22 protein-coding genes and 3 tRNA genes are annotated in these 24,160 nt (G+C 57.4%); 11 read left to right on the plus strand and 14 right to left on the minus strand.

What is annotated here, in order from left to right:
• Window positions 1–297: 297 nt before the first annotated feature.
• The 7 genes from KI236_RS03665 to KI236_RS03695 all read right to left on the minus strand — a co-directional run bounded on the left by KI236_RS03665 (window position 298) and on the right by KI236_RS03695 (window position 5,549).
• Window positions 298–1,737 (minus strand): helix-turn-helix domain-containing protein, encoded by a 1,440-nt coding sequence (locus tag KI236_RS03665; RefSeq protein WP_212819437.1) that lies wholly within the window; start codon window positions 1,735–1,737, stop codon window positions 298–300.
• Between the two features lie 339 nt (window positions 1,738–2,076).
• Complete coding sequence (locus KI236_RS03670; RefSeq protein ID WP_212819439.1) at window positions 2,077–2,592, minus strand: DUF1003 domain-containing protein; 516 nt, start codon at window positions 2,590–2,592, stop codon at window positions 2,077–2,079.
• 133 nt (window positions 2,593–2,725) lie between these two features.
• Window positions 2,726–2,813 (minus strand) — tRNA-Leu (locus KI236_RS03675).
• A 25-nt stretch (window positions 2,814–2,838) separates the two neighbouring features.
• Window positions 2,839–2,926, minus strand: a tRNA-Leu gene (locus KI236_RS03680).
• A 34-nt stretch (window positions 2,927–2,960) separates the two neighbouring features.
• A tRNA-Leu gene (locus tag KI236_RS03685) sits at window positions 2,961–3,047 on the minus strand.
• A gap of 239 nt (window positions 3,048–3,286) precedes the next feature.
• The gene (locus KI236_RS03690; protein WP_212819441.1) at window positions 3,287–4,657 is read right to left on the minus strand and encodes a citrate synthase; all 1,371 of its coding nucleotides are present in this window, start codon (window positions 4,655–4,657) and stop codon (window positions 3,287–3,289) included.
• A gap of 175 nt (window positions 4,658–4,832) precedes the next feature.
• Window positions 4,833–5,549 (minus strand): NAD-dependent protein deacylase, encoded by a 717-nt coding sequence (locus tag KI236_RS03695; RefSeq protein WP_212819443.1) that lies wholly within the window; start codon window positions 5,547–5,549, stop codon window positions 4,833–4,835.
• Window positions 5,550–5,592: 43 nt separating this feature from the next.
• Here KI236_RS03695 and KI236_RS03700 point away from each other — a divergent pair, with 43 nt between their 5' ends.
• A complete protein-coding gene (locus tag KI236_RS03700; protein ID WP_212819445.1) occupies window positions 5,593–5,928 on the plus strand; it encodes an arsenate reductase family protein in 336 nt (111 codons plus the stop codon).
• A gap of 237 nt (window positions 5,929–6,165) precedes the next feature.
• Here KI236_RS03700 and KI236_RS03705 read toward each other — a convergent pair whose 3' ends face one another.
• Both KI236_RS03705 and KI236_RS03710 read right to left on the minus strand, forming a co-directional pair.
• Entirely contained in the window at window positions 6,166–7,335 is a 1,170-nt protein-coding gene (locus KI236_RS03705) for a cation diffusion facilitator family transporter (RefSeq protein ID WP_212819447.1), read from the minus strand.
• A gap of 37 nt (window positions 7,336–7,372) precedes the next feature.
• Window positions 7,373–7,966: a hypothetical protein gene (locus KI236_RS03710; protein WP_212819449.1), complete on the minus strand. Its 594-nt coding sequence runs from the start codon at window positions 7,964–7,966 to the stop codon at window positions 7,373–7,375.
• A gap of 150 nt (window positions 7,967–8,116) precedes the next feature.
• On the opposite strand from KI236_RS03710, the gene KI236_RS03715 reads away from it, so the two are divergent.
• From KI236_RS03715 to KI236_RS03735, 5 genes are all read left to right on the plus strand, one after another.
• Window positions 8,117–8,731: a TetR/AcrR family transcriptional regulator gene (locus KI236_RS03715; RefSeq protein WP_212819451.1), complete on the plus strand. Its 615-nt coding sequence runs from the start codon at window positions 8,117–8,119 to the stop codon at window positions 8,729–8,731.
• A gap of 105 nt (window positions 8,732–8,836) precedes the next feature.
• Window positions 8,837–8,992, plus strand: a complete 156-nt coding sequence (locus KI236_RS03720) for a hypothetical protein (protein ID WP_212819453.1) — start codon at window positions 8,837–8,839, stop codon at window positions 8,990–8,992.
• Between the two features lie 253 nt (window positions 8,993–9,245).
• Window positions 9,246–10,301, plus strand: a complete 1,056-nt coding sequence (buk, locus tag KI236_RS03725; RefSeq protein ID WP_212819455.1) for a butyrate kinase — start codon at window positions 9,246–9,248, stop codon at window positions 10,299–10,301.
• Between the two features lie 82 nt (window positions 10,302–10,383).
• Window positions 10,384–12,159 (plus strand): indolepyruvate ferredoxin oxidoreductase subunit alpha, encoded by a 1,776-nt coding sequence (gene iorA / locus KI236_RS03730; protein WP_212819457.1) that lies wholly within the window; start codon window positions 10,384–10,386, stop codon window positions 12,157–12,159.
• Window position 12,160: 1 nt separating this feature from the next.
• Window positions 12,161–12,748, plus strand: a complete 588-nt coding sequence (locus tag KI236_RS03735) for an indolepyruvate oxidoreductase subunit beta (RefSeq protein ID WP_212819459.1) — start codon at window positions 12,161–12,163, stop codon at window positions 12,746–12,748.
• 381 nt (window positions 12,749–13,129) lie between these two features.
• On the opposite strand, the gene KI236_RS03740 is transcribed toward KI236_RS03735, so the two are convergent.
• Window positions 13,130–15,682, minus strand: a complete 2,553-nt coding sequence (locus KI236_RS03740) for a transglycosylase domain-containing protein (RefSeq protein ID WP_212819461.1) — start codon at window positions 15,680–15,682, stop codon at window positions 13,130–13,132.
• 278 nt (window positions 15,683–15,960) lie between these two features.
• On the opposite strand from KI236_RS03740, the gene KI236_RS03745 reads away from it, so the two are divergent.
• The 4 genes from KI236_RS03745 (at window position 15,961) to KI236_RS03760 (ending at window position 19,880) form a co-directional block, all read left to right on the plus strand.
• Window positions 15,961–16,248 carry a DUF1292 domain-containing protein gene (locus KI236_RS03745; RefSeq protein WP_212819463.1) on the plus strand — a complete coding sequence of 96 codons (288 nt, stop codon included), beginning with the start codon at window positions 15,961–15,963 and terminating at the stop codon, window positions 16,246–16,248.
• Between the two features lie 605 nt (window positions 16,249–16,853).
• On the plus strand, window positions 16,854–18,407 hold the full coding sequence (locus KI236_RS03750) for a peptidylprolyl isomerase (protein ID WP_212819465.1): 1,554 nt from the start codon (window positions 16,854–16,856) through the stop codon (window positions 18,405–18,407).
• A 73-nt stretch (window positions 18,408–18,480) separates the two neighbouring features.
• Entirely contained in the window at window positions 18,481–19,206 is a 726-nt protein-coding gene (locus KI236_RS03755) for a tRNA threonylcarbamoyladenosine dehydratase (RefSeq protein ID WP_212819467.1), read from the plus strand.
• Complete coding sequence (locus tag KI236_RS03760) at window positions 19,203–19,880, plus strand: DUF554 domain-containing protein (protein ID WP_212819469.1); 678 nt, start codon at window positions 19,203–19,205, stop codon at window positions 19,878–19,880. Before KI236_RS03755 ends, KI236_RS03760 begins: the two co-directional genes overlap by 4 nt.
• 40 nt (window positions 19,881–19,920) lie before the next feature.
• Here KI236_RS03760 and KI236_RS03765 read toward each other — a convergent pair whose 3' ends face one another.
• The gene (locus tag KI236_RS03765) at window positions 19,921–20,664 is read right to left on the minus strand and encodes a formate/nitrite transporter family protein (RefSeq protein ID WP_212819471.1); all 744 of its coding nucleotides are present in this window, start codon (window positions 20,662–20,664) and stop codon (window positions 19,921–19,923) included.
• A 115-nt stretch (window positions 20,665–20,779) separates the two neighbouring features.
• Here KI236_RS03765 and proC point away from each other — a divergent pair, with 115 nt between their 5' ends.
• Complete coding sequence (proC, locus tag KI236_RS03770) at window positions 20,780–21,586, plus strand: pyrroline-5-carboxylate reductase (RefSeq protein ID WP_212819473.1); 807 nt, start codon at window positions 20,780–20,782, stop codon at window positions 21,584–21,586.
• A 130-nt stretch (window positions 21,587–21,716) separates the two neighbouring features.
• Here the strand turns inward: proC and KI236_RS03775 are convergent, their stop codons facing one another.
• The 3 genes from KI236_RS03775 to efp all read right to left on the minus strand — a co-directional run bounded on the left by KI236_RS03775 (window position 21,717) and on the right by efp (window position 24,069).
• Complete coding sequence (locus tag KI236_RS03775; protein ID WP_212819475.1) at window positions 21,717–22,880, minus strand: Mbeg1-like protein; 1,164 nt, start codon at window positions 22,878–22,880, stop codon at window positions 21,717–21,719.
• A 170-nt stretch (window positions 22,881–23,050) separates the two neighbouring features.
• Complete coding sequence (locus tag KI236_RS03780; protein ID WP_212819477.1) at window positions 23,051–23,467, minus strand: CD1247 N-terminal domain-containing protein; 417 nt, start codon at window positions 23,465–23,467, stop codon at window positions 23,051–23,053.
• 35 nt (window positions 23,468–23,502) lie between these two features.
• Complete coding sequence (gene efp / locus KI236_RS03785) at window positions 23,503–24,069, minus strand: elongation factor P (protein WP_212819479.1); 567 nt, start codon at window positions 24,067–24,069, stop codon at window positions 23,503–23,505.
• Between the last annotated feature and the right edge of the window lie 91 nt (window positions 24,070–24,160).

Here is a 24,160-nt window from a genome sequence, read left to right on the forward strand (position 1 = left end):
CGGCACGCCGTGGTTTGTTAAAATTATAGTGAAGAGTGTGCCGCCTTGTATATAAGGGAAGTCCGCCAATGTGGGGAAAACAGGGTGGCGGACATCCGCCATTTTTTTATGGCCGCCAAAATACCCCCCGTTTTTCAAAAAAATCGCAAAAAAATCCTCCCACACAGGTGGGAGGTTGTAGCGAGGCGAAAAATCTGTCATTGCGAGCCGGTCCGCAGACTGGCGTGGCAATCCGTTTCTAAAGCGCCTGATTTCCGCCTTTTTGCCCCGCTGCTCGGTACTCTCAACGGGTGCCCTTCACAGGGAGTTATAAAGAGATACCAGTCCTATACGGGATTTTGTGCCGGTTTTTTCATAGATGGCGGAGACATATCTCTCCAGCGTTCGTCTGGAGACATACAGCCGGTCGGCGATTACCTGCAGGCCGTCATCGGTATGCACCAGCAGTCCGATTACCTCGGCTTCCCGGGGTGTCAGTGAAAACTGCTCCGCCATCTTTTGCAGTCTTTCTCCGTCACGGAGCTTAGCATCGCTCTTTGCATTCAGTTTCTTAAAGAAGGCCTCTCTCTGATTCGTATAAACGAATGCGGCAACACTGGTAAGAACGAACAGCAGCAATTCAATAACCGTAATGGCAATCATATTGCCGGAATCCAGCAGCATAAGGGAGCCCCCTGTGATAGCCACGGCAACAAGATTATTGACGGCTCTGCCCAGCCCCGCCCACAGCTGCGGCGTCCGGGTATAGCGTGCGATTTCCATAAAGGAGGTGGTGAAGAAAACGGCGAAAAAGCCGGCGGAAAGATAAAATATAATCAGGCCCACCGTAAACGGCCCGGCAAATTGCAGCACAACCAGGCAGGTCGTAGACAGGATCATGATGCAGTACATGATCATGCTCATATATTTTCTGCCAGCCGTGTCAAACAAAAAGCCCGCCAAAACTCCGCTGAGCGCAAGCAGCACCCTTGCCCACTGTCCGATGTTCACCTCGCCGCTTGCGTGATATAGGGTCACCGCATTATCCAGCGTGCTGAAAATGCAGGTCATCATCGCCACAAAAAGGGCCAGAATGATCCCGATTTTCATGCTGCTTCTTCCGATTTTCTCGGTTTCCTCCTGCGGGGCATCCTTTGAAAAGGCGGGAACGATGCTGCTCTTCTCTGCGCGTATCAGCATCACAGCCAGCAGCAGAATAAAGGCCGATAGGATCACCGCTTCCAAAATATCCGTGTGGATCAGGTTATTATTTGCAATTTGGAGCAAGACCCCCAGCATATAGGAAATGCCCACCAGCCGCGCCGTGTAGGTGTTGTCCTCCAGCAGGCACAGGGCTTTATAGAACACGGCGCTCCCAAATGCCCCCAGGAGCAGAAACAGCACAAGCCCCATGCCCAGCGTCAGAGCGTAGGTGCTGTGGCGGCATATCAGAAAGAGGCATCCCACCGACACCATCGCCGCCCCCAGGGAAACCGCCGACTGCACCCTCCCCCTGCAAACCCGGCAAAAAAGAGGATACAGCACAAAGCCGACGGCACTGACCCCCAGCGCATAGTTTTGAGAGGCCACCGACTGATTGCCCGATACGGTACGGGAAACCATATTTACGAACAAAAACTCCGCCCCTAAAAAAGTGAAGGTAAACAGGCTCATCAGCACAATCGCCTTCACGAAAGGACCTCGATTTTCCTTATTAAAGGCATCGCTCAGCCTGATTTTTTTCAAAATGCCGTCCATGCTCTCATCCTCTTGCTCGCTATCGGGCCCGAATTTCAGAATGCCGCCGGGTGTGCAGCGTAATGCCGTGCAGATTTCCCCCACGGCCCCCGCCCTTGCCTATATGCCAGTAGCATAGCATATTTTCTGAAAAAACACAACGCCTTGCAGGGCGTTAGATTTATTCAGCGTGGCAAAAAACTTGCAGCGTTCGCTTTTCTCCACCCCCCCACAGGAAAGAAAAGACGGGCTGCTTTTTACAGCAGCCCGCTCTCAGTGAATTTTTCTTTGTGATTCCCTTTTGCATCCGCGTGTCAAAAAAGCCTCCCGGAGCCCCCGTATAGCGACCGCCCCGGGCGCTTACCGGGACCTTTCCGCATCCTTTTTACTCTCCGCCCGCAGCAGCTTTTCCAGCTCCGACTGCTTGGCCAGGATCGCATTCACCTTATCATATAGATCCTCGATCATGATCTCGGTTTTCAGGTTGACCTTATAATCGTTTTCGGCTCTGCGCCGGTCCTTCTCCTCCTGGCGATTCTGGCTCATCATGATAAGCGGTGCCTGGATCGCCGCCACGCAGGACAGCACCAGATTCAGCAGAATAAACGGATACGGGTCAAAGGCCTTGGACGCCAGCAGCGCATTCACCACCATCCACAGAATCAGCACGCCGGTAAAGGAAAAGATAAACGCCCAGCTTCCGGCAAATTTTGCAATAGCATCCGCCGCCCGCTGCCCCAGCGTATACTTATCCTTCTCCGTTTCGGGCTTTACGGAGATTTTGCTGTCAGCCAGCAGATTCAGCACCTCTTCATCGCTCATATCCCGGCGAATATCCTTGAGGACTTCCTTCAGCAGCTTTCTGTTTTCCTTCATAGGGGCTTCTCCTCTCTGCAAATAGGTGCCGTACCACACCGAGCCGCGACTCTGTCTCTGCATTTTTCCGTATAAAATGGCGAAAACCCCGATAAAATCAGGGTTTTCATCAGCTATATCTATAGCCTCTTGATGGTGCGCGAGGCGGGACTTGAACCCGCACGCCCGTAATGAGCACTAGAACCTGAATCTAGCGAGTCTGCCAATTCCACCACTCGCGCGCATTATAAAGTTGAGGAAAAGAAGTGGTGCGCGAGGCGGGACTTGAACCCGCACGCCCGTAATGAGCACTAGAACCTGAATCTAGCGAGTCTGCCAATTCCACCACTCGCGCATATCGTTCTTCTTTTCCGTCTCAAGAGAGAAACTGGTGCGAGTGATGGGACTTGAACCCACACGTCCAGTCGAACACAAGCACCTCAAGCTTGCCTGTCTGCCTATTCCAGCACACTCGCAAATGGATCTCTCAACCTGAGACTTGCTTATTATAGCACACAGGCAAAAAAAGTCAAGGGCTTTTTCCACCAAAATCCATCTTTTTTGCAGGGCACTTTGCGCGGCGAAAAAACCAACTCCAGAAGTCCATCCCTCCCCATCACGCAGACAGCCGCCGAGGAAATCCCCGGCGGCTGTCTGTGTGTTTTTGTGTTGTTTGTGTGTTTTTTTGTGTATTAGCAGCGGCTGTTCGCCGGTGTTATCTTTCGTTCATAGGCACATAGGGACGGCGCTTTTCAATGCACTTGCAGGCAGGGCGGATGATCTTGCTGCTCTCCACCAGCCCCTCCATGCGGTGAGCGCTCCACCCGGCCATACGGGCGATGGCAAACAGAGGGGTGTACAACTCATAGGGCAGGCCCAGCATTTTATACAGGAATCCGCTGTAGAAATCCACATTCACCGCCGTGGGTCTGCCGGAGTGCTGGGAAATCATCTCCGTAGCCACCTTTTCTACCGTCTGGTATATGTCCATCTCCTCCGTCAGGCCCTTTTCCTTGGAAATGCTCTGCACAAAGGTGCGCAGCACCTCGGCTCGGGGGTCCGACAGGGAGTACACCGCATGGCCCATGCCGTAGATGAGTCCCTTGCCGTCCAGGGCCTTCTTGTCCAGCACATTTTGCAGATACTCCCGCACCTGGCTCTCGTTGGTGGGATCGTCCACACTGGCCTTCAGGTCATCCATCATCTGCACCACCTTGATGTTAGCGCCGCCGTGGCGCGGCCCCTTCAGGGCGCACAGGGAGGCTGCGATAACGGAATATGTGTCGGTGCCGGAGGAGGAGACCACATGGTTGGTAAAGGTGGAGTTGTTGCTGCCGTGGTCGGCATGGAGGATCAGGGCGGCGTCCAGGGCCCGGGCCTCCAGCTCCGTGAAGCTCTTATCCTCCCGGAGCAGATAGAGAATGTTCTCCGCCATGGAAAGCTCCGGCTGCGGTCTGTGCAGATACAGTCCGTCGCCCCGTGCGCTGCGGTAGGCCAGGTAGCTGTAAATGGCAAGCTGCGGCGTATTTACCGTCAGCTGCAGGCACTGGCGCAGCACATTCTCCGGGCTGGTGTCGTTGGCCCGGTCATCGTAGCAGTACAGGGTCAGAATACTCCGGGCCAGGGTGTTCATCATGTCACTGGTGGGCACCTTCATCACCACATCCCGCACGAAGTTCTTGGGCAGGTGCCGGTACTCATTGAGCATTTCCCGGAACTCGTCCAGCTGCCCCCGGGTGGGGAGCTTGCCGAACAGCAGCAGATACACCGTCTCCTCAAAGCCAAACCGCTTCTCAGACAGCACACCCTTCACGATCTCCCGCACATCGTAGCCGCGGTAGTACAGCACACCCTCGCAGGGAATGGTATCGTTGTCGTCCACGGTGTAGCCCTTGACCTCGGAGATGCGGGTAAGGCTGGCCAGCACGCCACGGCCATTGGCATCCCGCAGGCCGCGCTTGACATCGTATTTCTGATACAGCGCCTTGTCTATGCTGGCGTTTTCGCTCCAAAGCTGGGTCAGCCGCTTAAGCTCGGGGTCGAGATGACTGTAATCGTTTACAGTGGAGGTAGTAATAGTAGCCATAGAGTCCTTTCTTCCTTTCTTTTCCTCGAATGCAATTATAGCACCTCAAACTTGCATATGCAATAGTATTTTCCATAAAATATCCGTCTTTTTTGAAAGTTGCCAGTGTAAATTATGCAAAATTATCGCGCAGCACCCGGCCTTGTGCTTCGGCGGGAGATGTGGTATACTCCCCTTAGAGCTGCCCCAGCACCTGGCCGATGGGGGCGCTGATGCAGAGCCTGGCGGCGCTGTCCATCCCCGTGGCATCCCGATTGATGACCACCAGCTTGTTTCCCCTATAATAGCGCACCAGTCCCGCCGCGGGATATACCACCAGCGAGGTGCCGCCGATAATAAGCACATCGGCCCCGGCGATGTAGTCCAGCGCCTTTTCCATCACCTGCTCGTCCAGGCTCTCCTCGTAGAGCACCACATCGGGCTTGATAACGCCGCCGCAGGTACACCGGGGAATGCCTGTGGATTCCGCCACAGCCTCCACGCCGTAGAATTTTCCGCACCGGAGGCAGTGGTTGCGCAGGACGCTGCCGTGGAGCTCCAGCACCTCCCGGCTGCCCGCCTTCTGGTGCAGGCCGTCGATGTTTTGGGTGATGACGGCCTTCAGCTTTCCCTCCCGCTCCCACTGGGCCAGCTTTTTGTGGGCGGCGTTGGGCTGGGCGTCCGGGGCCAGCATCTTGGTCCGGTAAAACTCGTAAAATTCCTCCGTGTGGCTCTCATAAAAGCTGTGGCTGAGTATGGTCTCCGGCGGATATTTGAACTTCTGGCGGTACAGGCCGTCCACACTGCGAAAGTCCTTGATCCCCGACTCCGTGCTCACTCCGGCCCCACCGAAAAACACGATGTTGTCGCTCTCGTCCACCAGCTTCTTCAGCTGCAAAATAGCATCGGTCATGATTTTATCCTCCGTTCTCATATTAAATATAAGGAGTGTTTCAATGAATATCCAAATCTTCGGCTCCAAAAAGAGCAACGACAGCAAGAAGGCCGAACGCTGGTTCAAGGAGCGGCGCATCCCATACCAGTATATCGACCTCTATGCCAAGGGTCTGTCCCTGGGAGAGTACCGCAGCGTCAAGGCGGCGGTGGGCTTCGACGCCCTCATAGACACCCGGTGCGACGCCTACGAGGACCTGGGCCTGCCATATGTGCCGCCCCAGGCGGTGGATGCCCGGATAGCCGACTGCCCGGCGGTGTTCATCGCCCCCATCGTCCGCAACGGCAAGCAGGCCACCGTGGGCTACCACCCCGAAATTTGGCAAGATTGGAAATAAACCTGGCGAAAAATCTTCGATTTTTCTGCCAAAAGGCTTGCAGTCTGCTGTGCGCATAATTTTGCCGCAAGCGCCAAAATTCCACACTGGCAGCCTGAGAGGTATTTTTCCCCACGCGCATGTCGCGGTGAAAAATGATTGGAGTTTTCGCGTCTGCGGACGCGAACTCTGCGAGGCTTTTTTATTCTATTTAAGTTTTTGCAAAATGCCCTCGGCCAAGTGACCGGGGGCATTTTTTCACAGTACATAGCTGTTGTCGATCTGCACCACGGCAAAATACTGCTCCCCCAGCTCCCGCACCAGCTCACCGATGCGTTTTTGCACCTGGACCCGATCCAGCTTCACCCCGTAGGGCACCACCGTGTCAAAGATCAGGTTGGTGTGGGTAGGACCGGGTACGATGCGAAAGTCGTGGATGGTCAGCTGCGGGTCAATGGTTTTCACCTTTTCTGCCACAGCCATACGCAGCCGCTGGGTCTCCGGATCGTCGGTAACAATGGGGTCCATGTGGATCACCGCCACACACCCCAGCTCCTTTTGCAGCCTGTGCTCGATGTTGTCGATAACATCATGAAGCTCCAGCAGGTTGCCGCTGGCAGACACCTCCGCGTGCAGGGAGATTATCACCCGCCCCGGGCCGTAGTCGTGTACGATCAGGTCGTGAACATTCTGCACCTCCGGGTACGACAGCACGATCTCCTGGATATGCTTCACGAATTCCGGGTCCGGCGTCTGTCCCAGCAAGGGCGAGAGGGTGTCCTGGGCGGACTTGTAGGCAGAGTACAGGATAAACAGCGCCACCAGTAGGCCCACCCAGCCGTCGATCATCAGCCCCGTAAACTGCCCCACCAGGGTTGCCACCAGCACGGCGGCGGTAGAGACGGCGTCGGAAAGGCTGTCCATTGCGGTGGCGCCCATAGCCGTGGAGTGGATCTTCTTCCCCACCGCCCGGTTATAATAGAACATATACAGCTTCACACCGATGGATATGGCCAGGATGGCCAGCACCAGCACAGAGGAGGTCACCTCCTCCGGATGCAGGATTTTCTCCAGGGACGATTTCCCCAGCTCCACGCCCATAAGCAGGATCAGCCCCGACACCACCAGACCGGATATGTACTCCATGCGCCCGTGTCCGAAGGGATGCTCCGGGTCCGGCTTGCGTCCCGCCAGGCGGAATCCCAGCAGCGTCACCAGCGAGGAGCCTGCGTCGGATAAGTTATTGAAGGCGTCGGCGGTGATGGCAATGGACCCGCTGACAGACCCGGCAAAAAACTTCACTGCAAACAGCAGCAGGTTCAGCCCGATCCCCACCGCGCCGCACAGCTGCCCATAGGCCTGCCGCAGCGCACTGGGGGACAGGCTCTCCCGTCCCCGGATAAACACCCGGGCTAAAAACTCGATCATAATTCTTTCTCCCTCTCCAAAGTCTCTTTCGCCGGTTTTACATTTTGTGTATAACCAATTTCATCTGACAGCAAAGCCTATCTAAATCCTCGTCCGTGGCGGCAGGCAGCCGAAGCCTCCCCCCGCAGTCCTTACAGATAAGGTCCACGGCCCCTCGGTGTACGGCAATGGAGTAGTCCTTACACCCGCAGGAGCAGCTTATGCCGCCCCGGGCCGCAATGTCCTTCAGCTCCGAAAGCACCTCATACATAATAACATTGTCCGTAAATGCCTCCGGCTCCTCGCAGCGGTCCTTTTCCGCCCGCAGCTCCAGCTCCCGGGCGGCCTTCTCCACCTCTGTCCGGTCCCCGGCATAGCAGCACAGCTGCCGGGTCTTGGGGCAGGCCAGGCCCACGCCCCGGCCCTCCAAAAGGGCCTGGTTACTCACCTCCGCCTGGTGGGTCTCCCCGCAAAGGCCGCAGGGCACCCACAGGCGAAACCGCATTCCGTCGGTCTCCGCCCGCAGCTCGGATTTTTCGCAGTCACATTCAATGCGTACGGCGGCGGCGCTGAGGGCAAAGCGTGTGCGCTGGGCCAGCACGATTTTTTTACAGTTGGGGCACAGGTAAGCAAAGCTGCGCATATCTTCCATGGGAAGGCTCCCCTTTCGGTTTATATTCAGCTTATTATACCAGCTTTCCGCGCAAAATGCCACCCCCCGGCGCAAGTTTTCCCCGCCCCCTTCTTGACATGCTTTTTCCAATCGGTTATGATGAAAAAAAATCAGTAAGGACCGATGACTATGAAAAAAGAACCCACCCCCCGCCAGCGGCAGGCGCTGGAAATGCGCGCCAAGATCCAGAGCGCCGCGCTGACCCTGTTCAACCGGGAGGGCTTTGAAAATGTATCCGTGGAGGAGATCGCCCAGACGGTGGGCTGCTCCGTGGGCAATATTTATCACTATTTCAAGAGCAAGGACGAGCTGGCCATCCGGGTCACCCAGATGGTGGACGAGGCCTACACCGACCTGGAGCAGAGCTATCTCGCCTCCGCCGTCCCCGGCCGGGAAAAGCTCCTGGACTTCGTGGGCCGCTCCCTGGAGATCAGCGCCCGGGACGAAATGCTCTATAAGGCCTTCATCCACGGCCTGCGCTACCCGGAGCAGGCGGTGCTGAAAAAGAATGATACGCGCGTATATTTCCGGCTTTTGCGGGAGCTGGTGGATATTTGTCAAAAGGAGGGGAGCATCCACCCGTCCTACGACCCGGATGCACTGGTGGAGGACCTGGTGGTGCTGCACCGGGGCACCCTCTTTGAGTGGCGCATCTATCAGGAGGGCTTCGATGTAGCGAAGCAGGGCCGCCGCATGGCCGCCGCCCTCCTCCGGGGCTGGCAGACCCCGCCCGCAGAAACCTAAACCTATAAAATGTGTCAAAACGCTCGAAATACCGGTGAAATTATGCTACAATTTAGTGCAGTATAACAAGAAAGAGCGAACAGAAAGCGTGAGGAGGTATTTTGTGTGGAAATTTTGCTGACGATCGTGTTCTTCTTTATCGGGTTCGTGGCCACCATATTTGGAGAGAGTGTGCATTTTCCGGAGATAGGTATTATAGCAGAAATGGCAGTTATCGGCGGCGTTATCCTGTGGAGAATGCGTAAGAATAATAAAAAATAAGACTCGTCCAGCGGATCGATAAAGGTCCGCTGTTTTTTTACCCTTATACCATCGATTAACAAGGGCAAACACGCCTGCCCTTGTCAATTGATAATAATTTCGTTAAAGATAAAAACCGGCGTAAAAAATCCGCCCGCAGCCATTGACAACCCCCTCTCCGGAGATTATAATAAAATCGTTCATTAAATTATTCGGTGAAACATTCGGTGTTTTTGCACCGACCAGCAAGAAAGAAGCAAGGGAGGATCAAGCTTTGAAGGTTCTTATCATCAACCCCGGCGCCACCTCCACCAAGATCGCCGTGTTCGACGAGGACAACCAGATCTTCAAAAAGGGCATCGACCATTCCGCCCAGGAGCTGGACCGGTTCGACCGGGTCATCGACCAGGCCGACTTCCGGCAAAAGGCCATTCTGGACGCTGTGGCCCAGGGTGGCTTCCGTCTCACGGATTTTGACGCCGTCTGCGGCCGGGGCGGGCTGTATCGGCCCATTCCCTCCGGCACCTACGCCGTCAGCGATGCGGTGATGCGGGATGTAGAGCAGGCCCCCTATGGCGAGCATCCCTCTAACCTGGGCGCTTACCTAGCCCGCCGCATCGGCGACATGGTGGGCATCCCCGCCTTTTTTGTGGACCCCGTCTGTGTGGACGAGATGACCGAGGTAGCCCACTACACGGGCTTTGCACCCTTCCGCCGCCTGTGTCAGTTCCACGCCCTGAATCAAAAGTCCATTGGCCGCAAGGCCGCCGGTCTCCTGGGCAAGAAATACGAGGAGACCAACCTGGTGGTCTGTCATCTGGGCGGCGGCGTATCCGTGGCCGCTCACGAGCAGGGGCGTGTGGTGGATGTGTTCAATGTGAAGGATGAGGGCTCCATGGGCCTGGACCGGGGCGGTGCGCTGCCGGTAAACGCCCTCATTAACTACTGCTTCAGCGGCAAGACCAAGGACGAGGTGAAAAAGACCCTGGGCCGCCAGTCCGGTATGTACTCCTACCTGGGCACCACGGATTTCCGGGTCATCTGCGCCAAGGTGGTGGAGGGCGATGCCAAATTCACCGAGGCCTACCGGGCCCTGGTCTACCAGCTCTCCAAGGACATCGGCGCCATGGCCGCCGTGCTGCACTTCGATGTGGATGCCATCGTCTACACCGGCGGCATGGCCTACGAGGAGTTCTTCTGTAACGATATAACCAAGTTCGTGGGCAAGATCGCCCCCGTCCTCCGTCTCCCCGGCGAGGAGGAAATGCGCTCCCTGGCCGAGGGTGCCCTCCGGGTCCTCCACGGTCAGCAGCAAGCCAGCGTATATTAAAAAGCCTCGCAAAAAGACTGCAAACTCTTTGTCGGAGAAAACGAAGTTTTCTCGACAGTTTATGTGAAAGGTGGAAAAAGCTATGAAGCATCTCATGTCCGGCAACGAGGCCACCGCCCGTGGCGTCTATGAAGCCGGTATCAAGGTCTGTTCCGCTTACCCCGGAACCCCCAGCACGGAGATCCTGGAAAACATGCCCCAGTACGGCGAAGATGTCTACTGCGAGTGGGCTCCCAATGAAAAGGTGGCCACTGAGGTGGCCTACGGCGCGTCCGTGGCCGGGTCCCGCTCCTTCTGCACCATGAAGATGGTGGGCCTCAATGTAGCCGCCGACCCCCTGTTCACCGCCGGCTACATGGGCGTGAACGGGGCCTATGTGGTGGTCACCGCCGACGATCCCTCCTGCCACTCCTCCCAAAATGAGCAGGATAACCGCCACTATGCCCGCGCCGCCAAGATCGCTATGGTGGAGCCCAGCGATGCCCAGGAGAGCAAGGACTTCGTGGCCCTGGCCTGTGATATTTCCGAGCAGTTCGACACCCCCGTCCTCTACCGCACCACCACCCGGGTCTGCCACAGCAAGGGCCTGGTGGAGTTCGGTGAGCGTACGGAGCACACCGCCCCGGCCTACGCCCGCAACACCCGCAAGTACATCTGCGCCCCGGCCAATGCCTACTTAAACCATCCCCTGGTGGAGGAGCGGCTTAAAAAGCTGGAGGAATACGGCTGCACCACCGCCCTGGAAAACGGCCTCAACAAGGTCGAGCTGGGCGACGGCCAGGTGGGCGTTATCACCGCCTCCATCAGCTACCAGTACGCCAAGGAGGTGTTCCCGGAGGGGACCTCCTTCCTGAAGCTGGGCCTGACCTATCCCCTGCCTATGAATTTGATCCGGGATTTCGCCTCCAAGGTGCAGAAGCTCTATGTTATCGAGGAGCTGGACCCCTTCATGGAGGAGCAGATCAAGGCCGCCGGTATCCACTGCGTGGGCAAGGAGCTCACGGGCAATATGTATGAGCTGAATACGGAGCTGGTCCGGGAGCGCGTATTGGGCGTTAAGACCGACTTCACCCCCATTACCGAGGTCCAGCCTGCCAAGCGGCCCCCGGCCCTGTGCCCCGGCTGCCCCCATCGCGGCTTCTTCTATACCCTTTCCAAAAATAAGAATTATGTGGTCACCGGCGACATCGGCTGCTATACCCTGGGCTTTGCCCCCCCGCTGAACTGCATGGATGTGTGCATCTGCATGGGTGGCGGCTTCTCCGCCGGCATGGGCATGGCCAAGAGCTTTGAGCGGGAGGGCGTCACCGATAAGGTGGTGTTCGGTGTCATGGGCGACTCCACCTTCTTCCACTCCGGCATGACCGGTGCCGCCGAGATCGTGTATAATAAGGGTCGTATGATCCCCTGCGTCCTGGATAACCGCATCACCGGCATGACCGGCCACCAGGATAACCCCGGCACCGGCTATACCCTCATGGGTCAGGAGACCAACATGATCAGCGTGGAAAAGGTCCTCTCCGCCTATGGCTTCGATCCCATCTTCACCGTAGATCCCCAGGATCTGGCCGCCATGAAAAAGGCCGTGGAGAGTGCTGTGGCCGCTCTGCAGGAGGGCCGTCAGCCCGCCATCGTCACCCGCCGTCCGTGCCTGCTCATCAAGCGTCAAAAGCCCCAGGTGGGCATGTGCGTAGTAAACGCCGATAAGTGCCGCAGCTGCAAGAGCTGCCTCAAGGTGGGCTGCCCCGCCATCTCCATGGAAAACGGCAAGGCCTTCATCGACCGCACCCAGTGCGTCGGCTGCACTGTCTGTGCCCAGGCCTGTCCCTTTGACGCCATCGAAAAGGAGGAGAAATAATATGTCCAATGTAAAAAGTGCGCTGCTGGTGGGTGTTGGCGGCCAGGGTGCCATCCTCATTTCCAAAATCATGTCGGGCGGCTTCATGCAGGCCGGCTACGATGTCAAGCAGAGCGAGGTCCACGGCATGGCCCAGCGGGGCGGCAGTGTTTCCACCCAGGTCCGTTGGGGCGATAAGGTCTATGGCCCCGTGTTTGGCCGGGGCGAGGCGGACATCATGGTGGCCCTGGAGAAGATGGAGGCCGTGCGTTATGCGGAGTTCCTGAAGCCCACCGGTGTGGCCGTCATCAACGACTATGCCATCAAGTCCACCACCATTGCCTCCGGGCAGGAGGCCTATCCCCAGGGCTGCATTGAGGCCATGGAGAAGCATTTCAGGACCATTGCCGTCCCCGCCAGCGATATAGCTCTGGAGCTGGGCAATGCCAAGTGCATGAATGTGGTCCTCTTCGGTGCCATGTGTGACAGTCTCGGCTGTCCCGAGATCGACTGGGAGCAGGTGGTAGCGGACACCGTTCCCGCCAAGGTCAGAGACCTGAATATCAAGGCCTTCCGCGCCGGTCGTGCCGCCGCTCAAGGAGCTAAATAAGAAAAAATAGACATACGGCAGGATGGAGCTATTCCGGCTCCACCCTGCCGTATCCGTTTTTTAGCCAAGCAGTAAATCCCCCTCCGACAGCAAGCCGGAGGGGATCAGCGTGTCAAAAAAGCCTCACAGAGTTTGCCGCCCGCAGGCGGCAAAGAAATAAAATCATTTTCTCTCGCGACATGTGCGTGAGAGAAAATACCTCTCAGGCTGCCAGTGTGGAATTTGTCCGTCTGCGACGGACAAATTATGCGCGCAGCAGACCGCAACCCTTTTGTCGGAAAAACCCGGAGGGTTTTTCGACAGTCTCGCCCCCCTCCGACATCAAGCCGGAGGGGGGCATAATTTTGATTTCTACTAATTCAATTCCCATTACAGGGCCGCTTACGGATGCAGCCACGAGCGAGGCTTCTCCGCGTCATCCAAGCTGCTCTCATTCTTCGGCTGCTGCGGTGTGTCCACGGTCACCGTGCCTCCATGCACCGGACACGGACCGCTGGACAGCACCTGCACCCGGTACGCATCGTCGGGCACCGTGATATCGTGAACGGTCTCCCGGGCATAGTCCAGGGCCGCCACCTGCATCACAGAGGACGCAGGGCAGCTTGCGGTAGCAATGTGCTTTCCGTCCTTGCAGTAGGACACCATCTTGTGCATCTCGCAGCTCTTGGTGGGTGCGGTATCTGCCGCCACCTGCACCGTCTTGACGCGGCTGCCCCGGAAGTCCGCCGCGCAGGCCTCGGTGGCCAGCTGGCCGCTGTCAGCACACACGGTCACATCCACCAGCCCATCACAGCTGTGGAAGCCCGGGTTCTCCAGGCCCTCGTGGATGCGGCTCATGACCCTGCGGAACATAGCCGAGCAGGGGTTGGTGTCGGAATACACCACCTCATTGGACTTGTAGCCGCTCCAGGCCGCCGCGCAATAATAGGGGGTAAAGCCCGCGAAGTAGCGGTCCCGTGCGTCATCCGTAGTACCGGTCTTGCCGCCGATGGACATACCGGAGAAGTATGCGCCGCCGCCGGAGCCCCGGGTCACCACATCCTGCAAAATGCTGCGCATCAGGTAAGCGGTGGTCTTTTTCATCGCCACATGGGACTCGGTATTGTTGTCAATGATCACATTGCCCTGGGAATCCTCCACCCGGGAATAGGTCCGGGGCGTTGTGTATACGCCGTCGTTGACAAAGGTGCTGTACGCCGCAGCCATCTCCAGGGTGGTCACACCGTTTTCGAAGCCGCCCAGGGCCATGTTACCCGCCTGGGTAGAGTCCGTCTCCGTCAGGGTGGTAAAGCCCAGCTTCTCGGTCATAAACTTGTAGGAGTTGTAGGTGCCGTACAGGATATTCGTGCGCACGGCGCAGGTGTTCAGTGACTGCACGATGGCCTCGCGGACACTGGTCAGGCCGCTGTAAATCCGGGTAACATTCCGGGGCCATGCGCTGCCGTTGAGATCGATGGGATAGTCGTCAATGATAGACGCGGCGGTGATGGTGCCGTTATCCATAGCCGGCGCATAGGTGCTGATAGGCTTCGCCGCCGAGCCGCAGGGCCGCACCTCCGTGGCCCAGTTCCAAGACCGGTCCGCCGTCTTAACACCTGTGCCGCCCACCATAGCCACCACATCGCCGGTGTAAGGGTCCATCACCGTCATGGCGATCTGCAGAGGCTGGTCGTAGGAGTCCGTCTGCTCCTGATAGTCCGTGGTCTCAAACTCCTCCTCGGCGATCTGCTGATAGGTAAGATTCTGGGTGGTATAGATCTTGTATCCGCCGCTGTACACCATGCCCACCGCCCGCTCATAGGCGCTGATGACATTGCCCTCGCTGTCGGGCTTGCTGTCCTGCAGCTCGTATATCTCCACAAATTTCCGGGCCACATCCTCAATGACCTGGTCGGTGAAATAGGAATTGTTGGCCTTGGTGACCTTTTCGCCGGTCTCCTCGGCATCCTCCGCCGGAGCCTCGTAGCCCTCCACCAACTCACCCAAACAGGTGTAGCCGTTGGTAAAGGTCACCTTCTCCTCGCAGGCAGCCTCGTAGGTCTCCTTCTCCTCAATAAGCCCCTGCTTGTACATGTTTTCCAGCACCCGAAGCTGCCGCGTGCGGTTGTTGGCCAGCGTCCAGTCGCTGATAAGGGGGTCATACATAGAGGGGTTGTTGGTAATGCCAATGAGGCTGGCACACTCGGCCAGAGTCAGATCCTGGGCATCCTTACCGAAATACATCCGTGACGCCGTCTGGGCGCCGTAGCAGGACTCGCCGAAATAGACGGTGTTCAAATAGGTGTTGAGTATCTGATCCTTGTCATACTGCTTTTCCAGCTGCAAGGCCCGGTAAATTTCCGTCACCTTGCGCTTGACGGTGGTTTCATCGTTTCCGGTGATGTTCTTGATAAGCTGCTGGGTGATGGTAGAGCCGCCCTGCACGCCGCCGCCGGTAACGGTGCTCATCACCGCCCGGAGCGTGCCCTTCCAGTCCACGCCCTTGTGCTTGTAAAAGCGCTTGTCCTCAATAGCCACAGCGGCCTTGCGCAGATTCTCCGGAATCTGGTCCGCCGTAAGGAGAATGCGGTTCTCGCCGTCGTAGAGGGTCTGGTACATCTTCCACTCGTCGCTTCCCTTTTCCTTGGCATACATCTCCGTAGCCTGGCTGAGGTCGTAGGCGTTCAGGTTCACCTCCACCTTGTTCTTCATGGTCCGGTTAATATACATAGCGAACAAAATGGAGAAAAAGATCATCGTCAGCACCAGCACCGCAAGGACGGTACCGATGATAAACCCTGCCTTGCGCCGCCGGGCCTGGATCTCCCGGGGACTGCGGCTGGCACGGGCCTCTTTTCGTTTCTGCAGCGCATTTTGTGCGCTCTTTTTTATAACATCCGCCTCGTGCTTCAGATTCTGCTCCAGGCGGCTTTCCTCGCGCTTGCCATTGCTCACAATATGCACCTTCCTTTCTTCCGTATTTTCAACGGGATCGGTCATAAACCACTAAAAACCCAATATAAGTTATATTTTACCATACTTGTCAACTCCAAAAAAGAAACTATTTTCTTCAAATCATTCGCAAATCTAATGTAAATCAAAAATTACCCGCATTTTAATGCCCTATTTGTTTCCGTTTTCCCGATTTTTGTCTCCAAACCCGCCTTGCAATCCGCTTCGAACTACTATATTATAGGGGCCAGAACAGAACATTCATAAGGAGGTAACCCCCCATGAGCGAAGAATTTGGCCCCAATTTCATTACCATCACCGACGAGGACGGCAATGACATTGAGCTGGAATATGTCGATGCCCTGGAGCACAACGGCACCACTTACATGGCTTTTTTCCCCACAGCCGACACCGAGGAGGAGGCTGAGAGCGCCCAGGATTTCGGCCTGGTGATTCTAAAGTCCGTTGTGGAAAACGGCGAGGAGTTTCTGGCCACCCCGGATACCGATGAAGAGCTCAACGAGATCTTCGATCTCTTCACCCAGCAGCTTCTGGAGGACGAGGAATAACGGGGTGTTCCAAAAAACCCCTTTCTTTTTTCCTTCCCATCTGTTACAATAAATTTGCGGGCCCTCCGAGGCCCCGTAGATCCCGCCCGGCGGGCAGCAGTCTGTTTATCCTCACATTTTGTTATAGGGGATGCCGGATCAATGTGTGGACCGCAGGCCTCCCGGCTGCCTTTTGCGGCTGGAAGTTGGAAGCAACGAAGCGTGTTGGAGGCAACCCACCTGCTGATTAGGTGCAGGTTATAACTTGGCTGCTGCCCCCTGGGCGGGATCATTTTATTTGCGATCTAAAATTTTCAACACCCTGTTGGAGCGGACAACGCTGTCCGCTCCTTTTTCATTCCCCCACCTACATTCATCCGCCCACCGTACCCATGTAAAACTCCCGTGTCCTTGCGAGGCCAGTTCTCACACTGGCTGTGGCAATCCGTCTCCCCCGTCCTCAAAAACACCTTCTCTTTTCACTCTTCACGCCTCCCTCTTCCCTCATTTTTCCCCTCATTTCCTTTTTCCTCTTGCAAAAGTCACGCAAAGCCTATATAATGGTCAGGAATGTTACTGTCATTGACCCGAACGGTATATCATCAAACGAGAGGAATGAACCATCCATGAGTGCATCCAGAGAAAAGAAAAACCGCCAGACCTTTGCCGCCAGCGGCGCCGTTGACCCCAAGGCCGTCCGTGCCGCCGAAGAGAAGGCCAAGCAGCGCAAGTCCAATATCCTCTATATTTCCGTGGCCGTGGCCTTTGTGCTGGTGGCCGCCTTCGTCCTGATTTGGAACTCCGCGGCCCTCCAGCGCAGCAAGACCGCCCTCACCATCGGCGAGACCAAGTATACCACCGCTCAGGTGCAGTATGCCTACCACGCCGCTTACAACGATGTCCGCTCCTCCAGCTATGTCAGCTATATGGGCCTGGACACCAGCAAGTCCCTCAGCAGCCAGACCCTGTCCGACACGGCCAAGGCTCTTCTGGGCGTTACCGACCAGGGCTCCCTCACCTGGAGCCAGTATCTGCTGAATAAGGCCAAGTCCGACCTTCAAGCCACCCAGTCTCTCCAGGCCGCCGCCGATAAGGAAAACTACACCTGGACCGACCATATGCAGGCCGAGTATGACAAGCTTGTAGACACCGTCAAGTCCTCCGCCAAGAACGCCGGCTATTCCTATAAGAATTATATTAAGGCCATGTACGGCAGCCTGGTCACCCCCGGCGTGTTCGAGGACATGACCAAGACCTCTATTCTCCTGTCCGACTATCAGAATGATTACAAGGACTCCCTCACCTACACCGACGAGGAGATCAGCCAGTATTACGAGGATCATAAGTCCACCTTCGATGTAGCCGCCTATGACTACATCCGCTTCACCGGCTCCGCCACCTCCACCAAGGATGCCAGCGGCAACACCGTTGAGCCCACCGACGAGCAGGCCCAGGCCGCCAAGGATACCGCTAAGGCCGCTGCCGACGCCGCCCTGGCCCGCTTCCAAAACGGCGAGGACCTGGAGACTATCTCCAAGGACTACGACATCGCCTCCTTTGTCACCCAGGACGAGGGCTCCAACGGTACCGACACCGTTTCCGCCTGGGTCTTTGACATCACCCGCACCCCCGGCGAAAGTGCTGTCATCGACGATGGCACCAACTATTATGTGGTCCACTTTAAGTCCATGAGCCGTCAGGAGTACAACACCATTGATGTCCGGCACATCCTGGCTCGTGTGGACTACTCCTCTCTGGACAAAAAATCCGACACCTATGAGCAGGATCTGGCCGATCTGAAGGCCCAGAAGAAGGCCGAAGCCGAGAAGATCTATCAGGAGTGGAAGGATGGCGACGCCACCGAGGAATCCTTCGCCGCCCTGGCCGATAAGTACTCCGCCGACTCTCCCGAGGGCGGCCTGTACACCCAGGTCTATCACAATATGATGGTCACCGAGTTTAATGACTGGTGCTTCGATGCCGCCCGTCAGCCCGGCGACACCGACATCGTAGAGACCACCTACGGCTACCACATCATGTATTTCGTAGGCCAGGACCTCCCCTACTGGAAGGTCCGCGTCACCAACACCCTCAAGACCAACGATTTTAACGACTGGTACAAGGGTCTGCAGCAGGATTACACCGTTACCGAAGGCTCCGGCATGAAGTTTGTCGGCTGAGCCGCTCCTCGTTTGCGAACCAACAACAGGTCGGCGAAGTGATTCGCCGGCCTGCTTTTTTGAGGTTTTTACTATGAATGATATTTTTCTTCGCACCCGTATGCTCTTAGGCGATGACGCCATGGACCGCCTGGCCAGCAGCCATGTGGCGGTGTTCGGTCTGGGCGGCGTGGGCAGCTATGCCGTGGAGGCCCTGGCCCGCTCCGGCGTAGGAGAGCTGACCCTGGTAGACCGGGACACCCTCAGCCCCTCCAACATCAACCGCCAGCTCTACGCCCTCCACTCCACCGTGGGGCAGCCCAAGGCGGAGGTAGCCGCCCGCCGCTGCCTGGACATCAACCCTGCCCTCCGGGTCCATACCCTCTGCGAAACCTACGATGCCGACCACCGGGAGGCGTTTTTCACCGCAAAATATGACTTCATCGTCGACGCCATCGACCTGGTCTCCTGTAAGCTGGACCTGATCTCCCAGGCCCTGGCCCGGGGCATCCCCATCATCAGCGCCCTGGGCACCGGCAATAAGCTGGACCCCTCCCTTCTGTGCGTATCCGACATTTCCAAGACCTCCGGCTGCCCCCTGGCCCGGGTCATGCGCCGGGAGCTGAAGGATCGGGGCATCCGCCACCTGCCTGTGGTGTTCAGCCCCGAGCAGCCCGCCGAGACCCGCCAGCTGGACACCCCCGACCCCGGCCGCCGCAGTGTCCCGGCCAGCGTCTCCTGGGTCCCCTCCTGCGCGGGGCTTATGCTGGGCGGCTATGTAGTCCGGCAGCTTTGCGCGGAAAAGGAGGCTGAAGTATGATCCTCTTAGGTGCCATTGTCAATAGTGCCGCCATCCTGGTCTGCGGCGCGGTGGGTCTGTTCGCCGGAAAGCTCCTCTCTCCCCGCATTCAAAAGGCCGTCACCAGTGCCCTGGCTCTGCTGGTCATGAGCGTAGCCATCCCCGGCATCGACGACTCTCAGAAGCCCCTGGTCCCTATTTTCTCCATGGTCCTGGGCGTGCTTATAGGCGAGCTGCTGGACCTGGATAAGGCCGTGAATCGCTTTGGAGACTGGCTCCAGCGCAAAACCGGTAGCCGGGGCCGCATTACCGAGGGCTTCGTCACCGGCACCATGGTCTTTGTCATCGGGGCCATGTCCATCATGGGCTCTCTCAGCAGCGGCCTCAGCGGCGACCATACCATTCTCTATTCCAAGTCGGTCCTGGACGGCGTGTCCGCTCTGATTTTTGCCTCCACCATGGGTGTAGGCGTCCTCCTTTCGTCGGTGCCGCTGTTTCTTTGGCAGGGTGGCATCGCCCTCCTGGCCGCCCTCCTCTCCCCCTACCTGGCCGCAGATGTGGTAGCGGAGATCAACGCCGTAGGCTCCCTGCTCATTATGGCCATCAGCCTGAATATGCTGGGCGTCACCAAAATTCGCGTGCTGAATCTGGTCCCGGCCATGCTCCTGCCTATTCTCCTGTGTCGTTTTCTCTAAAAAATTTTTGAGGACAGCCCCAACGGACTGTCCTCCTTTTTTATCTTCTTTTTTCGCCGTATAAATAATAAAGTATCACGCCCAAGCCGCAGCCGCCCACCATGTTTCCCAGGGTCACAGGCACCAGGTTTCGGAGGAAGCCGCCCCAATCCACCTGGCTCCCGCCGGAGAGGAAAATCCCCGCCGGGATATAGTACATATTGGCAATGCAATGCTCAAACCCGCACAAAACGAACAGGAAAATAGGCCCGTACAGGGAAACCACCTTCCCCCCGGCGGATTTGGCGCAAAAGGCCATCCACACCGCCAGGCATACCAGGAAGTTGCAGAGGACCCCCCGCAGAAAGGCTGTCCCGAAAGAAAGGCTCGCCTTCCCCGCCGCCGTGGCAATCGCCGCCTCTGCAATGCCGTCCAATACGCCGCACCCGGTCACCAAAAGCGCCACCGCAACCGCCCCGACCAGGTTTGCTAAATACACAGCGATCCAGCACCGAGCCGCGTCCAAAGCCCTGCATTTTCTCCCCAGCACAGGCAGGAGGAACAGGCAGTTTCCCGTAAATAATTCGCTGCCCCCCAGGATGACCATAGCCAGCCCCATAGGGAAAACCGCCGCCGTGGCCAGCTTGCCGCCCACCGTCCCGGCGATGGACGCCGCCACCCCCGCAAAGGCAATGAACGCCCCGGCCAAAACGCCCAAAACCAGCATTTTCCCCAGGCTCTGTCCCACTCTTTTTTCCACTCCCGCGCAGTATTCCGCCGCTGCCTCGGCAAATGTTCGCAGCATTTTTTCTCCCCCGTTTTCCGTGTTTTTTTCTTATTATAACAGAAGTCATACTCGGTTGCAATTCTCCCTTTTTCATGGTAGAATTTCCACTATAAAATAGAAGGAGGACTGTCCTATGAAATATGGATTTATCGGCACCGGCAACATGGGCGGCGCCCTGGCCACCGCCTGCGCCAAGGCTGTGGAGCCGGAGAGCATTCTGCTGTCCAACCGTAGCCCGGAAAAGGCCCGGGCCCTGGCGGAGAAACTGGGCGCGTCCTGCGCGGATAATGAGACCATCGCCCGGGACTGCGATGTGATCTTCCTGGGTGTGAAGCCCCAGACCATGTCCCGGATGCTTCAGCCTCTGCAGCCCATCCTGGCCGGGCGCCGGACGCCCTTCGTGCTGGTGTCCATGGCCGCAGGCGTGACCATAGAGGCTCTGCAGGCCATGGCCGGCGGATGCTATCCCGTCCTGCGTGTCATGCCCAACACCGCCTGCGCCGTGGGGGCGGGCATGACCACCTACACCTGCTCGCCGGAGGTGACAGACAGCCAGCGCCAGACCGTGCTGGACTCCCTCTCCGCCTCGGGGCTTTTGGAGGAGATCGAGGAGAATTTGATGGGCGCCGGCAGCGCCGTAGCCGGTTGCGGCGGCGCCTATGCCTGCCTGTTTATGGAGGGTCTGGCAGACGGCGGCGTGCTGTGCGGTCTGCCCCGGAAAAAGGCGCAGCGCATGGCCGCGCAGATGCTTTTGGGCATCGCCACCCAGGCTCTTTCCACCAATGAGCACACCGGCGCTCTGAAGGATGCCGTATGCTCCCCCGGCGGGTCCACCATCGCCGGCGTCCGCAAGCTGGAGTCCCTCTCCTTCCGCTCCGCCGCCATGGAGGCCGTCATCGCCGCTTGGGAGCGGGATAAGGAAATGCAGCGTCAAAAGTGATCCCCCGTCGGATCTTTACTTGCAAAAACCGCACCAACCTCTTAAAAAAATTTCACTGCAAATCCGTGACCGCTAAAACCACTCGCCCACTCCGCTTCATGCGGGGTGGGCGAGTTCGACACATTGGGCCTTATATATCCGATTTTTTTCGTCCTATATTTTTCAGGAATCCCTTGGCCTGCTTCAGTCCGTCCTGGGCAGAGGAGGCCATCTCCTCCCCAATATCCACGGCCAGGCGCTTGAACACCTCCGTTAAAATCCGTCGTGTCTTTTCGTCTGACACGGCAAATTCCTTCACCAGGGCCACCGCTCCGCTCAGGCCCATTTCCTGCACATCGTCCAGTGTCTTGGCTTTGCCGCCCATGCTGAGAATGTTGAAAAAGGCATCGGTGAACTCCTTCCGCTCCCGGGGCGTCATAGACCCGACCCAGTCCCGCAGCACATCGTCCGAGCGCCGGCCCAGGGCCGACCGCTCCTCCAGATGGATGAATCGATTCCGCTCCGTACACCACGACAGTGCCTCGTGCTGCATGATGGACTTGGCTGTGCTGGCGATGACCGTGTAATCCTCGCAGTGCTCCAGCAGCACGCCCACGATGGAGGACTCCGGGATGAAGGTGTGCATTTTCTCCCGGAGCAGCGCGTACTCCGGCAGCTCCGTCATGCTCCGGTTGAACCCCGGCCCGTCGTTGTTGTATACATCCATCAGCCGGTCATACACCTTGCGCGGCAGGTGCAGTCCCGCCCAGGCCGCCAGGTTTCCGCCCTTGGAGTGTCCGCCGATGCGCAGCTTGTGCCAGCGGCAGATCCGGGCGATCTCCGCCGTGTATTCCGCTGCCCGGACCTGGGCCGGCACCGCCTCCAGGTAGCTCATGTTAAAGTCCTCTTTCCAGCCCACCAGGGAGGTATCCGTGCCCCGGAACGCCACAAAAACCGACTTATCCGGCAGCAAAAAGGACACCGCCGCAAACTGCGTCTGCGCGTCGCTGCGGTCCTCAAAGGCAAACATTCTCGTCCCGGCAAACCGCTCACACACCGCCGCCTGCTGGGCCACGGGAATATAGCTGAGCTGGGAGAGTCCCAGCTGGTCATCCGCCTCCGTAAGCCGGGCGCAAATGTCCTCCAGGGCCGCCGCTTCCTTGGGATTGCGGGTCAGCAGCTCCGGAAACCGGCTAAAATCCAGATAGGAAATGATGCACAGCACCAGATTATCCACCTCGTTAAAGGGATCCACGGAAAAGGGGATGTCCCCCCGCCAGGTCAAATAATCCGTTACAGTGGTGGTATATTTCATGGTATCCTCCTCCGGGAACAAAAGATTTCTTGCATCTCGTGTCCGCCCCCCCGCGCAGGGATATGCGCGCAGCAGGCTGCAAGCCCTTTGGCATAAAATTCCAAAGGAATTTTATGCCGGGTCAGAAAAAAGGAGAGGCGCGGCAGCGTCTCCCCTTTTCATGCAGTCGGTCAGTCCTCGTCGTTGTAGTCGTCCTCGGCCTGGGCCAGATCGCTGAGGTCAAACTCCAGCTTCTCGCCGCAGTTGGGGCAGCGAATCTCGCCGCTGTCCAGGGTGTCCTCGTCAAAGACGATCTCCTCCTGGCAGACAGGGCAGGTGGTCTCGAAGTACTCGGCGTCGTCGTCCAGCTCCTCGTCGTCCTCGTCCATCTCGTAGAGGGCCTCCTCCACCTCGGACAGGTCATCGCTGACGGCATCCAGGCCGTCCTCCAGGTCCACCAGGTTGTCGTCGATGTCCTCAAAGCGGATGCTCATTTCGTCCAGCACATCAATGATGGCGGCAATGAGCTTGCCCTCCTTGGTCTCGGTGTCCAGAGCCAGGCCCTCGGCCAAACCCTTGAGATATGCGACCTTCTGGGAAATTTCCATGTTGCGCTCCTTTCTGAACCGCTAAAAGCTCCTGCTTACTTTGCCCGGGACAGGTATTCACCGGTGCGGGTGTCAATGGTGATCTTGTCGCCGATGTTGATGAACAGAGGCACCTTCACCTCCGCGCCGGTCTCCACGGTGGCGGGCTTGAGGGTGTTGGTAGCCGTGTTGCCGGCCAGGCCCGGCTCGGTCTCGGTGACCTCCAGGTCCATGAAGTTGGGGCACTCCAGGCCGAACACATTGCCCTTGTAGCTGAGGACCTTGCACACAGTGTTCTCCGTGATGAAGCGGAAAGCGTCGCCCAGCAGGTCCTTGCCCAGGGGGATCATGTCATAGGTCTCCTGATCCATGAAGTAGTACAGGTCGCCGTCGTTGTAGCTGTAGGCCATATCCTTGCGCTCCACGAAGGCTTCCTCGAACTTGGCAGTGGGGTTAAAGGAAGTTTCGGTGACGGCGCCGGTGACAATGTTCTTCATCTTGGTGCGCACGAAAGCAGCGCCCTTGCCGGGCTTCACATGCTGGAATTCCACCACCTGCATGATTTTGCCGTCCATCTCGAAAGTCTTACCGTTTCTGAAATCGCCTGCGGTAATAGTTGCCATAGTTTTTTCCTCCTATGTATGAGGAAATTTTCCTCTCATTTCCTCGAAATTATATTATGCGCCAAATAGGCCGTATATATTCTATATGAAA

Origin of the sequence: Vescimonas fastidiosa (genome assembly GCF_018326305.1) — a bacterium.
GTDB classification, from domain to species: Bacteria; Bacillota; Clostridia; order Oscillospirales; family Oscillospiraceae; genus Vescimonas; species Vescimonas fastidiosa.